We start from the raw sequence: 15,980 nt of genomic DNA, 5'->3' as shown, positions 1-15,980 counted from the left end.
ACACCGCCGGTCGTTCCACGGCGTCGGTGCTGCGCAGTCTATCCAGCGCGGATGCCGGGCATTCGCCCCTCGCCCGTGTAGCCCCGGGCACCTCGTCGCCCGGCCGCCCCGCGCCCCGCGGCACCGCTCACGCCGGAGGGCGCAGCGCCTCCATCCGGCGCACGGCATCGCGCAGGAGCGCGCGGGCCACCGGCTTCCCGACCGGGCGGGAGGGCTGCAGCAGCGAGGGCGGCACATCCACGTACGTCCGGTCGGCACGGCTGACCCGGACGGTCTCCGCACCGCGCACACCGGGGACGACGCCGATGTGCGCGACCGAGGACCACGGCAGCCACTGCTCGCGGTGCAGGAACCGGACGGCGATCCCCTCGCCGTCCACCACGAGGTACATCCGCGCGGCCACCACCGCCGCCCCCAGCGCGGCCGCGCCCGCCACGAGCGTGAGCAGACGCAACGCCCCGGACGGGTGTCCGTAGAGGTTCAGCGCCGCGCACGGGCAGGCCAGCAGGATCAGCAGGGCGATCTGCACGGGCGGGATCCGCCACACCGCCGGAGAACCCCCGGCCCGGGAACCTTCCGCCCGGGCACCCCCCACCTCGCCCATGCCGCCTCCCGCCCCGCCCCGCCCCGCGTTCCGTCCCGGACACCTTAGGGCCTGCCCCGCGGACCCGGCCGGGGGAGAGGGCCGCCGGGTGTCTCAGAGCGCCGCCGCGTAGTCGGGCAGCGTGAGGGCGGAGTGCGTCGCCCGTCGCGTCTCCGCCCCCGGCGTCGACAGCTCCCTCGTCATCGCCTCCGAGTCGCGGAGCAGGGCGTTGCGGGCGTCCACCTCGGCGCGCGTCCTCGGCGTGACGATCGGGCTGCCGCCGGAGGCCAGCGCCTGGTTGTCCTCGGCGAAGGGGCGCATCCGGCGCTCGTAGGCCGCGAAGGCCGCGCTGTGGTCCGTGTGCGAGGCCAGCTCCCCGGCCAGGATGTAGGCGCCGACGAGCGCGATGCTCGACCCCTGTCCCGAGAGGAAGGAGGTGGCGTGCGCCGCGTCGCCCGCCAGGGCGACCCGCCCGTGGGACCAGGAGGGCATGTGGATCTGGCTCACGATGTCGAAGAAGAGGTCCTCCGCCGTCCGCATCGCCGCGACCAGCCGCGGCACCTCCCACACCTGCTCCGGGAAGTGCGAGGCGACCAGATCGCGCTGGGCACGCGGATCGCGGAACGCCTCCAGGGGCGGGGTCTCGCGGACGAAGGTGAGGAATCCGTGCACCGGCTCGTGGGGCTCGTAGGCGTACACGGCGGCGGTGCGCCCCGGCTCGCTCCAGAGGAACGCCTCGTGCGAGAAGCCGAAGTCGTTGGGCAGGGTGAAGCCCGCGAAGACGTGCCCGAGGTAGCGGTGGAAGGGCTCCTCGGGGCCGAAGACGAGGCGCCGGGTGTTCGAGTGCAGCCCGTCCGCGCCGATCACGAGGTCGAAGGTGCGGCGGATGCCGCTGTCCAGGACGACGTGCACGGCGTCCCCGTCGTCGTCCAGTGTGGCGATCGAGTCGCCGAAGAGGAACTCGACGCGGTCCCGCAGCGGCTCGTAGAGCGCGTCGGCCAGGTCGCCGCGCCGGATCTCGAGGTCCAGTCCGCTCTCGCCGCCGGTGAACTGCTCGGGCCGCACCGCGCCGACCGTGTCCCCGGCGGCGTCGAGGAAGGAGATGCGGCGGGTGTCGATGTGGGCCTTGCGCAGGCGCGGCAGCAGGCCCATGCGGTCCACGACCTCCCGGGCCGTGCCGCGGACGTCGATCGCGTAGCCGCCACCGCGCACGGCGGCGGCCTTCTCGAGGACGGTCACCTCGAAGCCGTACCGGTCGAGCCAGTACGCGAGTGCGGGACCGGCGATGCTCGCCCCGGAGACCAGTACGCGACGAGGGGTGGATGTGGAGGTCGGGTGCGTCATGGCGAGGGCACCTTTCCGCCGGGCTCGGCCCGGCATGGTGGCGGTACGCGGCACGCCCGGAGGACGGCAAAGATACGTACCTTAGGTATTCTTTATGAGGCCGTGTGGCGCCCCTGGGTGCCGCGGCCTCGTCCCCGAGAATATAGATACCTAACTCAGGTATGCAAATGGAGGTGTCATGACCCCCGAGTCCCCAGGGGAGTCCTCGCCCGCGCCGGGCGCCGAGCCCGCGCCCGGCCTCTCGCCCGAGGACCTGCTCGCCGTCCTGCCCCGGCTCACCCGGCTCAGCTCCGCGTTCAACAAGGGCCGGCTCGTCGAACGCGCCGCCGAGGCGGCCGGTCCGCACCTGGACCGCCCCGCCGTGGGGGTGCTGGTGACCCTGCTCGCGGCCGGGGAGCCCCTGCGCATCGGGGAGATCGCCGACCGCATGCAGGTCGTCGGCCCGCACGTCACCCGCCAGGTCCAGAACCTGGAGAAGCACCGTCTCGTGCGGCGGGTCACCGATCCCCTCGACCGCCGCGCCAGCCTCGTCGAGCCGACGGAGGCGGGCGACGAGGCCGCCCACCGCTACGTCGCCACCCTGCTCGGCTGGTTCGCCGAGGTCCTCGCCGACTGGCCCCGCCAGGACCGCGAGGACCTGCTGCGCCTCCTCGCCCGCTTCGCCGACGACGTGGCGGCCCGGCTGGCAGCGCCGGAGGAGGAGGCGGGCAACATGCCCTAGAGGCACCCACTGCCGCTCAGACCACCGTGGGTGCGGGCGGTGTCCACCGGTGGTTGCGGGGCACCTCGCCGGAGACCCCGAAGTCCTTCTTGAGCTGCTCGGGAATGGCATAGTGCATGACCCGGCCACGGGTCAGGGAGGACAACTCGAGGAGGGTGGTGAGATGACCGAGGCGGTCCAGGGCCCAGGCGCCCAGCGGCGAACGGTCCTCGACGGTCTCCAGTACGCCGAGCAGCGCGGGAGCCGCCTTGACCACCCGGTCCCAGGAGGTGCGTGGCACCTGGAGCCAGTCGCCGCAGGTGTCACCGATCAGATGGCGGATCAGGGCGGAGACCACCGGGTCGAAGAAGGTCCCGGGTACGACCTCCTCGTACAGGTCGATCAGCTGCCGGGTCAGGTGGGCGCCCTCCGGCGACGGGCCCATGTGCCGGATCATGTACAGGTCGAGGAACTCCCGGCCCTCCTCGATGTTCTTGGGCACCGCGTCCTGGTCGACCCCCAGGAGGGCACCGACCACGCGCCAGGCGTAGAAGTACGCCTCCGCGCCCTCGGGGGACATGTGGATGCCGAGCCGGTGCAGGCAGTCCAGGACGAGCATGGAGAAGAACATCTGCCCGCCGATCATGTCCTCCTGACAGATCGGCACGCCGTCCGCCCCGGTGTCCCAGCGGTCCTCGCGCTTGAGGTGATGGCGGATGGCGGCATGCAGCAGGCGCACCTTCTGCGCGGCGGGAAGGAAGCGGCTGCCCGCCTCGAAGGCGTCGGGCTGCATCAGGTAGACGGTGAACTGCCCGGTCTCCGCCATCCGCTTCGACGGGTAGTTCAGCCCGTGCGTGGCCGACAGCAGTCTCGCCACATGCGGGACGACGTAGCAGGCGGGCATGGAGGCGAAGGACAGCGCGGTGGAGATGTGCACGTTGTTGTCGACGAAGAACAGCCGCGCCTTCTCCATCTCCGTCCAGTCCACCCAGGCCGGTGGCGCGGAGGTGGCGCGCAGGTACTCGCGGGCCACCTCGGGCAGCCCGTCCGGCAGCGGGGCGCCGGCGACGGAGACGTGTCGCATCAGGGTGTTGAACTTCCCCACCTCCCCGCGCTCGAACAGGGTGGCCACGACGGTGTCGGCGAGTTTGTCGCCGGACTCGCGCAGGGCGTCCATCGACGACTGGTTGTAGCGCATGACAGCGGTCCTTCCTCGTCTGCGGGTCCCGCCACCACCCGGGGCGGGGGCTGTTCGGCCGGGAAGCGCGGTCAGGGCCCACGGCCGGCCGCCGCCCCGACCGGCGGGACGGCGGTTCAGTGCCGGCGGTCGGTCGCCGAGTGTGCGAGGGCGCTCAGGGCCCGTCGGGCGGGGGCCGGCACGGCGAGTCCGTCCAGGACGCCGGTGGCCTTCCTGACCCGCGTGTCGATCATTTCCTCCACCCGCTTCGGCGCCTCGAGGCCCACCAGTAGTGCCCTCACCCGGACCAGGTCCTCCTCGTCCAGGTCCGGGCGTCCCAGCATCCCGGCCAGTTCCTCCCGCGAGTCGGGCGGCGCGGCCTGCCAGGCGCGGGCCAGGAGGGCGGTGGGACGTCGGCCCCGCAGGTCGTCCAGTGGGGCCTTGCCCGTGTGCACGGGATCGCCGAACAGGCCCAGGAGATCGTCCCGGAGCTGGAAGGCCTCACCCAGTGGCAGCCCGTAGGCGGAAAAGCCCGCCCGCAGGTCCGGCGCGGCCCCGGCGAGCAGGGCGCCGAGGAGCAGTGGCTGCTCGACGGTGTACTTGGCGGTCTTGTAACGGATCACCTTCAACGAGGTGTCCGTGTCCGGTCGGCCGCCGGTGTGCAGGATCTCCAGACACTCGCCCGCGATCAGCTCCCGGGCGAGGTCACCCCACAGCGTCCGGGCCCGCGCCAGATAGGCGGCCGGCAGACCGCAGTCGGCGAACAGCCGGCCCGCCAGCGCCATCAGATGGTCCCCGACCAGCATGGCCAGGTCGCGCGCGACGGCACCGGCGCGCGGCCGTCCGGTCAGCGCGGAGCGCAGGGCCACGTGGACGGTCGGCAGGCCGTGCCGCAGTGGGCTGTCGTCGATGAGATCGTCGTGGACGGTCGCCGCGGCATGAACCAGCTCGAGCGAGGCGGCCGCCCGCAGCAGTGCCTCACTGTCGGGCTGCCCCGCCGCGCGCCAGCCCCAGTAGCAGAACGCCGCCCGCAGCCGTTTGCCGTGCGCGGCGGCCCGCCGCAACTGCTCGGCCACCGGACGCAGGGCCTGGTCGATCCGCAGCAGTTGCCGGCTCTCCTCGTCCAGGAACGTGTGCACGATGCCGTCCACACGTGCCTGGAAAGCCGCCGGCTCCCAGCGGTCAGACATCGTCGCCGGAGCCCGGCCGCCGAACCAGTACGTGCTGGGCCAGCACTTCGAGGTGGGCGGGGGGCGCGGTCGCGAACCGGTCCAGCAGGAGCCGGCCGCGGGCCATCAGGTCCCGTTCCGCGTCCCGCGCGAGGTCGGCCCCGTCCGAACGACGCAGCAACCCCCGCATCTTTCCGGCGACCGAGCCCACGGTGCTCACAGCCAGTTCGGCCAGGCCCGCCGCCAGAAGGACGACGCGTTCGTCGCGGGGCTGGTGCGGTCGCGCAGTGGGCGTCATGCCGCTGACCTCCTGCAGTCACGGATCGGTCCGGGCGCGGTTCTCCGGCGCCACGTGCCGATCATGCGGCGCGTGTGGTGCGCCCGACCCCCGGTTACCTCAACGAGTGACAAGGGGGAACGCATGTCGGGAGGCCCTACGGCTCCGGCGAGCTCCCGGGCCGGTACCCGGCAGGCGCGGTGACGGGGGAGCGGCGGGGGCGGTGACGGGGGAGCGGCGGGGGCGTGGGGTGCCGTGTGCGGAGGTCCGGCATCGACCGCCTGCGTACGTCGCAGCGGCTGCCCCGGCCGGCGCTCCGCACCGGTCGCCCCGGCATGACAAGCTGTGCTTCCCACCCCCGAGCCGCAGGAGGTCACCATGACCGCAGAGAACGTGTCCCCGGAAGGTTCGGAGCAGGCCGCCACCCCCGAGGCCGCCGCCGAGGCCGCCGCCCCCGAGGCCGCCCCGCTCGCGCCGGACAGCGACGGCAACTACGACCTCAAGCGCAAGTTCCGCGAGGCGCTGGAGCGCAAGCGCGGTACCCAGGCGAACGCCGCCGAGACCGGCGGCAATCCCGACGCGGCGAAGGTGCGCGCGGCACACGGCCCCGCCGCGAGTCAGCGTTCCTTCCGCCGCAAGAGCGGCGGCTGAGCAGTGGAGGGCGCCTGAACGGGCGCCGCGACCAGGCGCCCGACGGCGGAGGACCGGGGTCGGGCGCCTCTTCGCGGGGCGGCGGCCCGGGCGGGCCGGGGGGAGCGGCCCGGTGAAGCCCGCCCGGCCTCTTCCGCTCCTGACGGCGTCCGTCCCCCCGGGGTCTCGTGGGCGGTGCCCCGACCGTTCAGACCGAGTCCCCCGGCATGCCGGGGGACTGGGCGATCTCCTGGTCGGCGGCCTCGATGATGGCCAGGACGGCGGCCGCCGCGGCCGCGGGATCGCGCGTCTCGACCGCCCGCACGACGGCCCGGTGGCCCGGCAGCGAGGCGTCCACCGCGCCGGGTGCCTGCGTGCTGACGAGGAAGCTGTGCTCCAGCGCGATGTCGACGGCCCGGCCCAGCGAACCGAGCAGACGGTTCCCGCTGGCGTCCAGCAGCGCCCGGTGGAAGGCGATGTCCGCCTCGACGTAACCGCCCAGGCCCGGGTCCGCCGCAGCGGCCTCCATGGCCGCGAGGGCCTCGTGCAGTACGCGCACCTCCTCGGCGCCGGCCCGCTCGGCGGCCAGTCGCGCCGCCTCCGGCTCGACGATCCGGCGCAGCTCACCGGTGTCGCGCAGCAGGGCGGCCGCGTCCCCGGCCTGCTGCCAGCGCAGCACGTCACGGTCCAGGTGGTTCCAGTGCTCCGGGGGCAGGACACGGGTCCCGGTGCGCGGACGCACGTGCAGCATGCCCTTGGCGACCAGCGCCTTGACCGCCTCCCGCACCACCCCCCGGCTGACCCCGATCTCGGCCGCGAGCGCGTCCTCGACCGGCAGCGCGTCCCCCGGCCCCCACACACCCGCCGCGACGCGCCGCCCGATCTCGTCGACCACACGCTGGTGCATGGTCAGGAATCGCACCACGATCTTCGCTCGCCCCCTGGACGCCATTCATCGAATCATTTAATGATTGGCCCACAGGGTACGGCCTCCGGGCCCGCCCCCGAGAATGCCCCACCGCGAAGCGGACGGGGCCGGGTCCACGTCGCCAGAGCCACGGGAGTGTTCACATGACCGACGGTCCACGGACGAATCGCCGCAGCCAGGCCTGGTTCGGGGCCCAGGGCCGCGCCGGAATGCTGTACCGCTCCTGGATGCGCAACCAGGGCTTCGGCCACGAGGTGTTCGACGGGCGCCCCGTCATCGGCATCGCCACCAGCGCCTCCGAACTCGCCCCGTGCAACGCCCACCTGACGGACGTCGCCGAAGCGGTCAAGCGCGGCGTGTGGCAGGCGGGCGGCTTCCCGCTCCAGTTCCCCACCATGGCCACCGGCGAGACCCTCATGCGGCCCACCGCCATGCTGTACCGCAACCTCATGGCCATGGAGGTCGAGGAGCTGATCCGGGCCAACCCGCTCGACGGCGTCGTACTCCTGTCCGGCTGCGACAAGACCACCCCCGCCATGCTCATGGGCGCCGCCAGCGTCGACCTGCCCGCCGTCATGGTCACCGGCGGACCCATGCTCAACGGTAAGTACCGCGGCCAGGACGTCGGCTCCGGCACCCACGTGTGGAAGTTCGAGGAGGACCTCAAGACCGGCCGGATGACCGAGGAGGAGTGCTTCTTCGCGGAAGGGTGCATGGCCCGCTCCCGAGGCCACTGCATGACCATGGGGACCGCCTCCACGATGGCCTGCATGGCCGAGGCGCTCGGCATGCAACTGCCCGGCTCGGCCGCCTGGCCCGCCGTCGACTCCCGGCGCATGGAGACCGCGCAGGCCGCGGGGCAGCGCATCGTGACGATGGTGGAGGAGGAACTGCGCCCCTCGCACATCCTCACCAGGGAGGCGTTCGAGAACGCCATCCGCGTCAACGCGGCCATCGGCGGCTCCACCAACGCACTCATCCACCTGACCGCCCTCGCCGGACGCGTCGGCGTCGAACTGGACCTCGGCGACTTCGACGAACTCGTCCGCGCGGTGCCGACCCTGGTCAACCTCATGCCCAGCGGCAAGTACCTCATGGAGGACTTCTGCTACGCGGGCGGCCTGCCCGCCGTCCTCGCCGAACTGCTCACCGGCGGGCTGCTGCACGGCGAACAGATCACCGTCACCGGCCGCACCGTCGCCGAGAACACCGCGAGCGCCGAACGCGTCGACGACGACGTCATCACCCCCCTCGACACCCCCTTCCAGCCGGCCGGCACCGGCATCGCCGTCCTGCGCGGCAACCTGTGCCCCGACGGCGCCGTCCTCAAGCAGTCCGCCGCCTCGCCCCACCTGCTCACCCACCGCGGCCCCGCCCGCGTCTTCGACTCCCCGGAGGCATACCACGCGGTGGCCGACGACCCCGACCTCGACGTCGACGAGAACACCGTCCTCGTCATCCGCAACGCCGGCCCCAAGGGCTACCCCGGCATGCCCGAGGTCTCCAACGTCCCCCTGCCCGCCAAGCTGCTGAAGGCCGGCGTCACCGACATGGTGCGCGTCTGCGACGGCCGGATGAGCGGCACCGGCTACGGCACCGTGGTCCTGCACGTGGCCCCCGAGGCCGCCGTCGGCGGCCCCCTCGCCCTCGTGCGCGACGGCGACGCCGTCGTCCTCGACGTGCCCAACCGCAGCCTGCACCTCGACGTCGACGACGCCGAACTCGCCCGGCGCCGCGAGGAATGGCGGGCGCCCGCCGAGCGGTACGAGAGCGGCTACACCTGGCTCTACACCCAGCACGTCGAACAGGCCGACAAGGGCGCCGACTTCGGCTTCCTGCGCGGAAGCCGCGGACACGAGGTCCCCCGCGACTCGCACTGACCGGGGGGACGACCGCACGCCACCGAGACCCAGGAGAGCACCGATCGTGGAACCGGAAGCCGCACGCCCCCGCCCGCGCCTCAGCCCCGCCTCCGTCCTGCCCGAGGACGCCGACCGGGCCGCCCTCGTCGCCCGCGTGCACGACCCGGACAGCGGCGGACCGTGCGTGGCCGCGGTCCGCGGCGAGCACGTCGTCGACCTCACCGCCCTCGCCCCGACCGTCGCCGACCTCATGGAACGCGAGGACGCCGCGGCACTCGTCCGCGAGGCCGAGGGCACCCGCACCTGGCGCCTGGACGCCCTGCTCGACGCCCCGGCCGACCGCCCCGACCTCCCCCACCTGCTCGCCCCCGTCGACCTCCAGGTGATCAAGGCAGCCGGCGTCACCTTCGCCCGCAGCCTGCTGGAACGCGTGATCGAGGAACGCACCGGCGGCGACCCCGCACAGGCCGCACGCGTACGCGAACGCGTCGCCCGCGTGGTGGGCGGCGCCCTCGACGGCATCCGCCCCGGGTCACCGGAGGCCGAACGGGCCAAGCAGGCGCTCCTCGCCGAAGGGCTGTGGTCGCAGTACCTGGAAGTCGGCATCGGCCCCGACCCGGAGGTCTTCACCAAGGCCCCCGTCCTGTCCGCCGTGGGCACCGGCGCCGAGGTCGGGGTGCTCGGCGCCTCGGTGTGGAACAACCCCGAACCCGAGGTCGTCCTCGTCGTGGACTCCCGCGGCCGGGTGCGCGGCGCCACCCTCGGCAACGACGTCAACCTCCGCGACATCGAGGGACGCAGCGCCCTGCTGCTCTCCCGCGCCAAGGACAACAACGCCTCCTGCGCCCTCGGCCCCTTCGTCCGCCTCCTCGACGAGGACTTCGGCCTCGACGCCGTCCGCGCCCTCGACGTCGACCTGTGCGTCGAGGGCACGGACGGCTACGTCCTGCACGGCAGCAGCTCCCTGCGCGAGATCAGCCGCGACGTGAGCGACCTGGTGGCCGCCACCCGCGGCCCGCACCACCAGTACCCGGACGGCTTCGTCCTGTTCACCGGCACCCTGTTCGCGCCCACCGAGGACCGGCACGCCCCCGGCGCCGGCTTCACCCACGAGTACGGCGACGTCGTACGGATCTCCAGCCCGCGGCTGGGCGCCCTGGTCAACACCGTCGTCCGCAGCGAGCAGGCCGCGCCGTGGACGTTCGGCGTGGGCGCGCTGATGCGCAACCTCGCCCGGCGCGGCCTGCTCTGACGGAACGGGCCCCCAGGAGGCGTCCCGGGAGGACGGGGGCCCGCCCGGGTCACACCCGGGCGGCCGCCTCCTGCACGACCGTGGCGTGCAGCCGCCGCGTGTGGTCCACGTGCCGCTCCGCCCCGGTCAGCGTCACCTCGGCCGTCAGCCGCGGATCCGCGCTGGACGCGGCCAGGCGCAGCTCCAGAACGCCCGGTTCGACCACGCGCCGCCCGTCGCGCCCCGTGAAGGACGCCAGGTCGGCGGGCACCGTGATCCGCACCCGCCGGACCTCGCCCGGCTCCAGGTCCACGCGCGTGTAGGCGATCAGACGCTGCACCGGCTGCACCACGGAGGCCACCGGGTCGTGCAGATACAGCTGGACGACCTCGACGCCCTGCCGGTCCCCGGCGTTGCGCACGGTGAAGGACAGGGCGAACTCGCCGTCGGTGTCCGCCTGACCGGCCTCCACCACCAGGTCCGCCCAGTCGAACCGTGTGTACGACAGCCCGTGCCCGAACGCGAACGCCGGCGTCGGGTCGATGCTGGACACCCCGCTGACGTGGGCGAGCCGCGCCCCCAGATACGTGGACGGCTGCGAACCCGGATCACGCGGCACGCTCACCGGAAGCCGCCCCGAGGGGTTGACGCGGCCGCTGAGCACCCCGGCGATCGCGTGCGTGCCCTCCTCGCCCGGGAAGAAGGACTGCACGATCGCCGCGGACTCACCGACGGCCCGGCCGAGGGCGTACGGGCGCCCCGCGAGGAGGACCGTGACCACGGGTGTCCCCCCGTCGAGCAGGGCGTCGAGCAACTGCTGCTGGGCGCCGGGCAGCGCGAGCGTCCCCACGTCGCAGCCCTCGCCGCTGGTGCCCCGGCCGAACAGCCCGGCGCGGTCGCCGAGCACCACCACGGCGACGTCGGCCTCCCGGGCCGCGCGCACGGCCTCGGGCAGGCCGGAGAGGTCCCCGTCGTCCACGCCCGTGCCGCGGACGACCGTGAGCTCGGCCTCGGGGAACTCCGCGGCCAGCGTGTCCCGCAGCGTGGGCAGTTCGATGCCCAGCGGGGTCCCGGGGTGGCGGACACCGATGTGCTGCGGGAAGGAGTAGCAGCCCAGCACCGCGACCGGCTCGTCGGCGTTGGGGCCGATCAGGGCGATCCGGCGCGGCCGCTCCAGCGGCAGGGTGCCGTCGTTGCTCAGCAGTACGACCGCCTTCTCGGCGAGCGTCCGGGCCAGCGCGCGGTTCTCCGGACCGTCCAGGTCGATCCGGCCGCGCAGGGTGGCGGGATCGTCCGGGTCCGTCCCGTCCAGCGCGGCCGGAACCGGGTTCCAGTCCGCGTCGAGCAGGCCGAGCGCCGCCTTCTGGGAGAGGACCCGGCGCACCGCACGGTCGACCAGTGCCTCCGGTACGCGGCCGTCGGCGACGGCGTCCAGCAGGGGCGCGCCGTACGTCTTGACGTTGGGCAGTTCGACGTCGACGCCCGCTCGCAGGGCCGCGCCGGCCGCCTCCGCCCAGTCGCCCGCGAGCCCGTGGAGGGTCTTCAGGAAGGCGATGGCGAAGTAGTCGGCGACGACGGTCCCCTCGAAGCCCCAGGTGTCCCGCAGCAGCCCGGTGAGCAGTTCCTCGTCGGCCGCGGAGGGCACGCCGTCGATGTCGGTGTAGGCGTTCATCACCGAGCGGACGCCGCCCTCGCGGATCGCCATCTCGAACGGGGGCAGCAGCACGTCGGCGCGTTCGCGCGGGCCCACGGAGGAGGGGGCGAGGTTGCGACCGGCGCGGGAGGCCGAGTAGCCGACGAAGTGCTTGAGGGTGGCGACGATCCCGGCGGACTCCAGCCCTTGCACATAGGCGGTGGCGACGGTCCCGACGAGGTAGGGGTCCTCGCCGATGGTCTCCTCCACCCGTCCCCAGCGGGCGTCGCGCACCACGTCCAGCACGGGCGCGAGGCCCTGGTGGACGCCCACACCGCGCATGTCACGTCCGATGGCGGCGGCCATCCGCCGGACCGTGTCCGGATCGAAGGCGGCCCCCCACGACAGGGGCACCGGATAGGCCGTCGCCCCCCAGGCGGCGAAACCGGCCAGGCACTCGTCGTGCGCGAGGGCGGGGATGCCGAAGCGGTTCGTCGCGGCGATGCGCCGCTGGGTGCGGGCGAGGGACAGCGCGCCCAGGGCGGGATCGACCGGGACCGTGCCGAACGGCCGGGTCAACTGGCCCAGTCCGTTCGGCAGCAGCGCGTCGAGGTCGACGGCCTCCTCCATGTCGTGCTGATGGGGGGCCACCTCGCCGCCCTGGTCGGAGGCACCCACCCACACTCCGAAGAGCTGGGCGATCTTCTCCTCGAGGGTCATCGCCCCGATCAGGGCGTCGACCCTCTCGGCCACGGGGACGGCGGGATCGTTCCACAGGGAGAGGTCGGGGGTGTTCTGCACAGCCATGTCGGCGTTCACTTTCCTCCCACGCCCGTCAGCCCCTCGGCGGGCACGGGCACGACGGGGCACGACGGGTCAACGACTGAATCCGGCGGTCAGACCGCTCAGCAACTGGCGGCGGCCGAACGCGTACAGGATCAGGACGGGCAGGGTGGTGAGGACGACGGCCGCGAGAACGGCGGGAACGTTGACCCCGTACTGGCCCTGGAAGTTCCACAGCGCGAGCGGCAGCGTCCGCTGCTCGGGACTCTGGGTGAGGACCAGCGGCAGCAGGAACCCGTTCCAGATCGTCAGTGCGTTGAAGATGGACACGGTGACGATCGCCGGCCGGGTGAGCGGCGCCGCCAGCCGCCACAGGGTCGTCCACTCGGTGGCACCGTCGACCCGCATCGAGTCGAACAGCTCCTTGGGCACGTCACGGATGAAGTTGGCGAGCACCAGCACGGACAGCGGGATGGCGAAGGCGATCGACGGAAGGATCAGCGCCAGCAGGTTGTCGTACAGATGCAGCTTGATGATGATCAGATAGATCGGGATGATCGTCGCCTGCAGCGGAATGGCCAGGCCCATCAGGAACAGGCCGTTGACCGCGCGGAGGAAGCGCATGCGCCATCCGCGCACGATCGCGTAGGCGGCCATGAAGGACACCAGCACCGCCGGAATCACGGCGCCGGCGGTGACCACGACACTGTTCAGGAAGTAGCGGAGGAAGTCCGACTCGACGACCATCCGGTAGTTGTCCAGGGTCGGATCCCCGGAGGGCACCAGCGGATTGCTGTCGTAGTAGTTGCTCTGCTGCTTGAAACTGGTGATGAAGGACCAGTACAGGGGTACGGCGACGACGATCAGCCACAGCCAGCCCGCGCCACCGCCGAGCCAGTTGAGCCGGCGGCGGGGCCGGGAGGAGACGGGCTGCCGCTCGCGAGGGGCGGACTTCTGCGGGCGTCGCTGCTCGGGCAGCGTGGTGGTCACGTCAGACTCCCTCGAGTTGGCTCGCCCCGGCGTCCCGGCCGCCGAGCCGGCGCAGCAGCAGGGCCAGGAGCAGACCCACCAGGACCAGGATGACCGCGATGACGCTGGCCGGTCCCATCAGGCTCGCCTGGAACCCGCGCTTGTACATGTCCAGTGCCAGGACCCGGGTGGCGTCGCCGGGTCCGCCCTCGGTCAGCACGAAGATCAGGTCGAAGAAGGTCAGCGACCCGACCACCATCAGAGTCGACGAGGTGATGATCGTGTACTTCAGCTGCGGCAGCGTGATGCTGAAGAACTGCCGGACCCGCCCCGCCCCGTCCAACTGCGCGGCTTCGTACAGCGACTTCGGGATCTGCTGCACACCGCCCTGGTAGATCAGGGAGTGGAACGGGACGAACTGCCAGGACACGACGAAGATGATCACTCCGAACGCCAGCCCGGGCCGACCCAGCCAGTCCTGGCTGAGCAGATCGATGTCGAGCCCGGCTCCGAGACCGAAGTTCGGGTTCAGCAGTGCCTTGTACGCGATGGCGATCGCGGCGGAGCTGAGCATGAGCGGGATGAAGTACACCACGCCCAGCACCGCCCGGTAACGCTGGCGGCCCGCCAGGAACACGCCGATCAGGATGCTCGCCGGTGTCTGGACCGCCCAGGACACGGCCATCACCAGGAAGGTCACCCACAGGGCGTGCGGCAGGCCGGGATCGCTCAGCACCTTGCGCCAACTGGTCAGTCCCGTGGCGTGGATGGCGCCGATGCCGTCCCACGTGGTGAAGCTCAGCGCGAACACCCCGACGAGCGGGAGCACGGCGAAGCCGAGGAACATCAGCAGGGCCGGCATCACCAGCCACGGCAGGACGTTGCGCTGTTCGTGACGCGGTGGACGGCTGGTGACCGCGCTCATTTGCTGGTGACCGCGTTGAGGTTGTCGGCGAACTGCTTCGGTGAGACCGACAGCTGGAACAGCTTCACGATGTTGTCCAGCAGCGTCTCGGCCGCCGTCGGGCTGAGCGCCTGGTCCCAGGACTGCGCGAACACCTTCGCCTTGCTGGCGATGTCATAGGTGAACTTCAGGAAGTCGGCACTCTCGGAGGAGGCCAGCAGCTTCTCCGTGCCCAGCCGGATCGGCACCGACCCGTTGTCGATCCACTTCTTCACCTCCTCGTCCTGGAGGACGCCCGTGGCGAAGTAGTCCTTGGCCACCTTCTTCTGCTCGGCGCTCGCCTTCGAGGAGATCGACAGGTACTGGGCGGGGTTGCCGACCGTGTCGCTCGGATCGCCCTTGCCGCCCTCCACCGGCGGGAAGGTCATGTACCCCAGCGCCCCGCTGGGCACGAACTTCTTGCCGTCGTTCTTCTGGATGCCGTACGACCAGGCGCCGTGCAGCATCATCGCGGCCTTGTCCGTGTACAGCAGCGCCTGGTCGGCATTGGAGTCCGCGGTGATCGACGAGAAGCCCTTGACGAACCCGTGTGCCCTGACCAGATCCTGCACCTTGGTCAGCGCCTTGATGGCATCCGGCTGGGACCAGGCGTTCTTCTCGCCCTCGATGATCGACTGGAACAGCTCCGCACCGCCGATGCGGTCGAACAGGAATTCCAGCCACATCATGTTCGTCCAGCGTGACTGACCGCCCAGGGAGAACGGCGCTATGTCCTTCGCGAGGAACTTGGGGACCAGCGACATGATGTCGTCCCACGACTTCGGCGGTTCCGCGCCGATCTTCTCGAAGACCCTCCTGTTGTAGAAGAGGATGATCGGCTGCACCGTCTCGCACGGCATCGCGTAGATCTTGCCGTCGACGGTCGCCGCGCCGAAGGAGGAGGGGAACAGCCGCTTCTTGACGTCGGAGTGCTGGTCGAACCACGAGGTGAGGTCCTCGACCTGCCCCGCCTCCACGTAGGTGCGCAGCGTGCCGCCGCCCCAGCCCCAGATGATGGTGGGTGCCTTGCCGGCGCCGATGGCGGTCTTGATCTTCGTCTTGTAGGCGTCGTTCTGGAAGGTCGTGTCCTTGATCTGCGTCTTGGAGTTGGCCTTGTTGAACGCGTCCACCGCCCCGGCTCGCACGCCTTCCTGCGGCTGACCGTTGAGGTACCAGTACGTGGCCCCCGTGCCCGATCCGGGACCGGAGGAGCCGCAGCCCGCCAGTGCCGCGGAGACCGGTACGCCGGCGGCCAGACCAAGGAGGGTACGTCGGGAGATCGCCATGTCTTTTTCTCCGCACTCGAGAGCCAGCGGCTTCTCGTGAGTCATGGTGAAAGGTTTTCGAAACAGCCTTGCCCGAGCTCTGTGCGTGCAAATTAGGTTTCGGGCCGAAGCCCTGTCAAGACGTGTGCAGTGGCGTTATCTCCTTGTGTCAACCGGTTTTTATCCTCACAAATCACCCCGCGAGAGCTTCCATTCAAGTCCGAAACTTTTCGAAACATGCTGGTAGAGGGTGGGTTACGATGCCGGGGCGCCGACAGGCCGCACCTCCGGTTCCGACGGGCCGCACCCGCGGTTGCGGAGGCCCTGGACGCCCGGCCGGGGCGACCGGAGCGGCCGGGGAGGCCCGGGTGGCGCACACCGGAGCCGGCCTGGGCCTCCCCGGCGGGCCCGGGGCGGGCTTGCCGTACGGTTGGTCGGTTGCACCCCCGCCGCCGGCTCGGCCGGCGGATCGCCACAGGGGTGGAC

General features: G+C 72.0%; 14 protein-coding genes. 4 read left to right on the top strand and 10 right to left on the bottom strand.

Annotation, left to right across the window (positions count from 1 at the left end; genetic code table 11):
- Positions 1-127: 127 nt before the first annotated feature.
- Both OHB09_RS04365 and OHB09_RS04360 read right to left on the bottom strand, forming a co-directional pair.
- Positions 128-529, bottom strand: a complete 402-nt coding sequence (locus OHB09_RS04365) for a hypothetical protein (protein ID WP_006144267.1) — start codon at positions 527-529, stop codon at positions 128-130.
- Positions 530-697: 168 nt separating this feature from the next.
- Positions 698-1,927, bottom strand: coding sequence for an FAD-dependent monooxygenase (locus OHB09_RS04360; protein ID WP_191889622.1), 1,230 nt, complete (start codon positions 1,925-1,927; stop codon positions 698-700).
- 178 nt (positions 1,928-2,105) lie between these two features.
- Here OHB09_RS04360 and OHB09_RS04355 point away from each other — a divergent pair, with 178 nt between their 5' ends.
- Positions 2,106-2,648 (top strand): MarR family winged helix-turn-helix transcriptional regulator, encoded by a 543-nt coding sequence (locus tag OHB09_RS04355; RefSeq protein WP_167796338.1) that lies wholly within the window; start codon positions 2,106-2,108, stop codon positions 2,646-2,648.
- Positions 2,649-2,664: 16 nt separating this feature from the next.
- Here OHB09_RS04355 and OHB09_RS04350 read toward each other — a convergent pair whose 3' ends face one another.
- The 3 genes from OHB09_RS04350 to OHB09_RS04340 all read right to left on the bottom strand — a co-directional run bounded on the left by OHB09_RS04350 (position 2,665) and on the right by OHB09_RS04340 (position 5,271).
- On the bottom strand, positions 2,665-3,825 hold the full coding sequence (locus OHB09_RS04350; RefSeq protein WP_006144271.1) for an oxygenase MpaB family protein: 1,161 nt from the start codon (positions 3,823-3,825) through the stop codon (positions 2,665-2,667).
- Between the two features lie 116 nt (positions 3,826-3,941).
- On the bottom strand, positions 3,942-4,994 hold the full coding sequence (locus OHB09_RS04345) for a polyprenyl synthetase family protein (RefSeq protein ID WP_328921627.1): 1,053 nt from the start codon (positions 4,992-4,994) through the stop codon (positions 3,942-3,944).
- Positions 4,987-5,271: a hypothetical protein gene (locus OHB09_RS04340; RefSeq protein ID WP_006144273.1), complete on the bottom strand. Its 285-nt coding sequence runs from the start codon at positions 5,269-5,271 to the stop codon at positions 4,987-4,989. Before OHB09_RS04340 ends, OHB09_RS04345 begins: the two co-directional genes overlap by 8 nt.
- Before the next feature lie 357 nt (positions 5,272-5,628).
- On the opposite strand from OHB09_RS04340, the gene OHB09_RS04335 reads away from it, so the two are divergent.
- Positions 5,629-5,901, top strand: coding sequence for a DUF5302 domain-containing protein (locus OHB09_RS04335; protein ID WP_191889626.1), 273 nt, complete (start codon positions 5,629-5,631; stop codon positions 5,899-5,901).
- 187 nt (positions 5,902-6,088) lie between these two features.
- Here the strand turns inward: OHB09_RS04335 and OHB09_RS04330 are convergent, their stop codons facing one another.
- The gene (locus tag OHB09_RS04330) at positions 6,089-6,832 is read right to left on the bottom strand and encodes a FadR/GntR family transcriptional regulator (protein ID WP_093590008.1); all 744 of its coding nucleotides are present in this window, start codon (positions 6,830-6,832) and stop codon (positions 6,089-6,091) included.
- Positions 6,833-6,951: 119 nt separating this feature from the next.
- On the opposite strand from OHB09_RS04330, the gene OHB09_RS04325 reads away from it, so the two are divergent.
- Both OHB09_RS04325 and OHB09_RS04320 read left to right on the top strand, forming a co-directional pair.
- Positions 6,952-8,688 carry an IlvD/Edd family dehydratase gene (locus OHB09_RS04325; protein ID WP_167795694.1) on the top strand — a complete coding sequence of 579 codons (1,737 nt, stop codon included), beginning with the start codon at positions 6,952-6,954 and terminating at the stop codon, positions 8,686-8,688.
- A gap of 46 nt (positions 8,689-8,734) precedes the next feature.
- Positions 8,735-9,922, top strand: a complete 1,188-nt coding sequence (locus tag OHB09_RS04320; RefSeq protein WP_191852651.1) for a fumarylacetoacetate hydrolase family protein — start codon at positions 8,735-8,737, stop codon at positions 9,920-9,922.
- 49 nt (positions 9,923-9,971) lie between these two features.
- Here OHB09_RS04320 and OHB09_RS04315 read toward each other — a convergent pair whose 3' ends face one another.
- From OHB09_RS04315 to OHB09_RS04300, 4 genes are read right to left on the bottom strand one after another with little or no spacing between them, the layout of a single operon-like run.
- Entirely contained in the window at positions 9,972-12,353 is a 2,382-nt protein-coding gene (locus OHB09_RS04315; protein WP_006144279.1) for a beta-xylosidase/alpha-l-arabinosidase, read from the bottom strand.
- 57 nt (positions 12,354-12,410) lie between these two features.
- Entirely contained in the window at positions 12,411-13,307 is an 897-nt protein-coding gene (locus tag OHB09_RS04310) for a carbohydrate ABC transporter permease (protein WP_006144280.1), read from the bottom strand.
- Between the two features lies 1 nt (position 13,308).
- On the bottom strand, positions 13,309-14,211 hold the full coding sequence (locus OHB09_RS04305; RefSeq protein WP_006144281.1) for a carbohydrate ABC transporter permease: 903 nt from the start codon (positions 14,209-14,211) through the stop codon (positions 13,309-13,311).
- The gene (locus OHB09_RS04300; RefSeq protein ID WP_328922990.1) at positions 14,208-15,515 is read right to left on the bottom strand and encodes an extracellular solute-binding protein; all 1,308 of its coding nucleotides are present in this window, start codon (positions 15,513-15,515) and stop codon (positions 14,208-14,210) included. Before OHB09_RS04300 ends, OHB09_RS04305 begins: the two co-directional genes overlap by 4 nt.
- Positions 15,516-15,980: the final 465 nt, after the last annotated feature.

This window comes from Streptomyces griseoaurantiacus (genome assembly GCF_036189845.1).
Classification (GTDB): domain Bacteria; phylum Actinomycetota; class Actinomycetes; order Streptomycetales; family Streptomycetaceae; genus Streptomyces; species Streptomyces griseoaurantiacus.
This window is presented reverse-complemented; position numbering and strand designations above follow the sequence as displayed.

What these genes read in the sequence shown, in the direction of transcription:
- OHB09_RS04345 (WP_328921627.1), bottom strand. Translation starts at nt 4,994, where the DNA reads ATGTCTGACCGCTGGGAGCCGGCGGCTTTCCAGGCACGTGTGGACGGC.
- OHB09_RS04340 (WP_006144273.1), bottom strand. Translation starts at nt 5,271, where the DNA reads ATGACGCCCACTGCGCGACCGCACCAGCCCCGCGACGAACGCGTCGTC.
- OHB09_RS04300 (WP_328922990.1), bottom strand. Translation starts at nt 15,515, where the DNA reads ATGGCGATCTCCCGACGTACCCTCCTTGGTCTGGCCGCCGGCGTACCG.
- OHB09_RS04335 (WP_191889626.1), top strand. Translation starts at nt 5,629, where the DNA reads ATGACCGCAGAGAACGTGTCCCCGGAAGGTTCGGAGCAGGCCGCCACC.
- OHB09_RS04355 (WP_167796338.1), top strand. Translation starts at nt 2,106, where the DNA reads ATGACCCCCGAGTCCCCAGGGGAGTCCTCGCCCGCGCCGGGCGCCGAG.
- OHB09_RS04350 (WP_006144271.1), bottom strand. Translation starts at nt 3,825, where the DNA reads ATGCGCTACAACCAGTCGTCGATGGACGCCCTGCGCGAGTCCGGCGAC.
- OHB09_RS04330 (WP_093590008.1), bottom strand. Translation starts at nt 6,832, where the DNA reads ATGGCGTCCAGGGGGCGAGCGAAGATCGTGGTGCGATTCCTGACCATG.
- OHB09_RS04360 (WP_191889622.1), bottom strand. Translation starts at nt 1,927, where the DNA reads ATGACGCACCCGACCTCCACATCCACCCCTCGTCGCGTACTGGTCTCC.
- OHB09_RS04325 (WP_167795694.1), top strand. Translation starts at nt 6,952, where the DNA reads ATGACCGACGGTCCACGGACGAATCGCCGCAGCCAGGCCTGGTTCGGG.
- OHB09_RS04305 (WP_006144281.1), bottom strand. Translation starts at nt 14,211, where the DNA reads ATGAGCGCGGTCACCAGCCGTCCACCGCGTCACGAACAGCGCAACGTC.